The following is a 1,730-nucleotide window of genomic DNA, read 5'->3' as shown; positions in this document are numbered from 1 at the left end:
GCCGCGATACGCTCGATGCGTCGAAAAATATCTGGGAAGAAATTTCCGGCGGCCACGATTTTTTCACCTTCGGCAAGAATGAAGTCCAGACCCGCGCCTATGTCGGCGCGTTCAACTTCAAGGGCGTAGACCAGCAGAAGAAGGTCGGCCAGCTATCCGGCGGCGAACGCAACCGCGTCCATCTCGCCAAGATGCTGAAAGAGGGCGGCAATGTGCTGCTGCTCGATGAACCGACCAACGACCTCGACGTCGAAACCCTGCGCGCGCTCGAAGACGCGCTGGAAAATTTCGCCGGCTGCGCGGTGGTCATCTCGCATGACCGCTTCTTCCTCGATCGGTTGGCGACGCATATCCTTGCGTTTGAAGGCGACAGCCATGTCGAATGGTTTGAAGGCAATTTTGAAAGCTATGAAGAAGACAAGCGCCGGAGACTGGGTGATGCGGCGGACCGGCCGACCCGGGTGGCTTATAAGAAATTGACTAGGTAGCGTGCGCACCTTCTTCTGTGAGGGAGAAAGAGGGTTATTTTAGAAAACTTCGTCATGCTGAACTCGATTCAGCATGGCGGATTTGGCCGAAACTATCTTTTTCCCGAGCAACGCAATACCTATGTGATTAGGATGAACAATCCACCGACCATCACCGACTTCGAAACCATCGCCCGGCGCGTGTATGAAACCATCCCGCCGCCGTTCGCCGAACATCTCTCCGACATCGTGCTGCGCGTTGAAGACTGGCCGCCGCAGGACATTCTCGATCATTTCGGCATGACCAGCCCGTATCAATTATCCGGCCTCTATCAGGGCATACCAGTAGGTGAGAAATCGCAATGGGCACCGCCGAGCGGGGAGGGGGACCGGATTTTCCTTTATCGCCGCCCATTGCTTGCCGAAATGGCGCAGACCGGAGTCGCGCTCGAAAATCTGATCCGCCACGTCGTGATCCACGAGGTGGGGCATCATTTTGGCCTCAGCGATGCGGATATGCACAGGATCGAGGATAGTGTGGAGGATTGACTTCGCTCCGGCTCCTCTATTGGTGATGCTGAACTTAATTCAGCATCCAGAGCGTCGCGGGCTGTGCTTCGTGGTTCTGGATACCGGATCAAGTCCGGTGTGACAATTGCTAAGCAGTCGCGGTCTGCTTCCCCGCCAAACTAACCCCGACAATAGCCACCAGCGCTGCAACAAACCCGGGAATGATCTCGTAAACCCCTGGTCCGCCCATAAATTCCTTGTTCCAGCCCATAGCGATCCACAAAATCACCACCAGCGCGCCACCCGCCAGCCCCGACACAGCGCCAGCGCCGGTCATCCGCTTCCAGGTCAGCGACAGCAGGATCAAAGGCCCGAACGCCGCGCCAAAGCCGGCCCAGGCGTTGCTCACCAGCCCAAGAACCTTGCTGTCCGGATCGCGCGCGATATAGATAGCGACCAGCGCGACCAGCGCCACGGCCAGCCGCCCGACATTGACGGTTTCCCGCTCGCTGGCATTTTTGCGCAGGAACAGGCGGTAGAAATCCTCGGTCAACGAGCTGGAAGATACCAGCAGTTGCGAACTGATCGTGCTCATGATCGCGGCGAGCAAAGCGGCCAATAGAAAGCCGGTGATCAGCGGATGGAACAATGTGTTGGCCAGCATTATGAAGATCGTTTCCGGATCGTCGAGTACCAGCCCGTTTCGCTCGACATAGGCACGGCCGGCAATGCCGACACCAACCGCACCGAGCA

3 protein-coding genes are annotated in these 1,730 nt (G+C 57.5%); 2 read left to right on the top strand and 1 reads right to left on the bottom strand.

The annotated features are described in order from the left end of the window. Positions 1-488: ATP-binding cassette domain-containing protein (locus WBM93_RS12090; protein ID WP_424432121.1), on the top strand; the 488-nt coding region annotated here is incomplete at its 5' end. A 54-nt stretch (positions 489-542) separates the two neighbouring features. Next, positions 543-1,016: a metallopeptidase family protein gene (locus tag WBM93_RS12085; RefSeq protein WP_424432120.1), complete on the top strand. Its 474-nt coding sequence runs from the start codon at positions 543-545 to the stop codon at positions 1,014-1,016. A 109-nt stretch (positions 1,017-1,125) separates the two neighbouring features. On the opposite strand, the gene WBM93_RS12080 is transcribed toward WBM93_RS12085, so the two are convergent. Next, positions 1,126-1,730 (bottom strand): sodium:solute symporter family transporter (locus WBM93_RS12080; RefSeq protein WP_424432119.1); only part of this gene is annotated, 605 nt, incomplete at its 5' end.

Source organism: Parasphingorhabdus sp. (assembly GCF_049667325.1).
Taxonomy (GTDB): domain Bacteria; phylum Pseudomonadota; class Alphaproteobacteria; order Sphingomonadales; family Sphingomonadaceae; genus Parasphingorhabdus.
Note: the sequence above shows the minus strand (reverse complement) of the source record. Positions and strands in the feature narration are given on the sequence as shown.

Excerpts from the sequence above, each read along its gene's own strand:
- WBM93_RS12085 (WP_424432120.1), top strand. The coding sequence starts at position 543 with ATGCTGAACTCGATTCAGCATGGCGGATTTGGCCGAAACTATCTTTTT.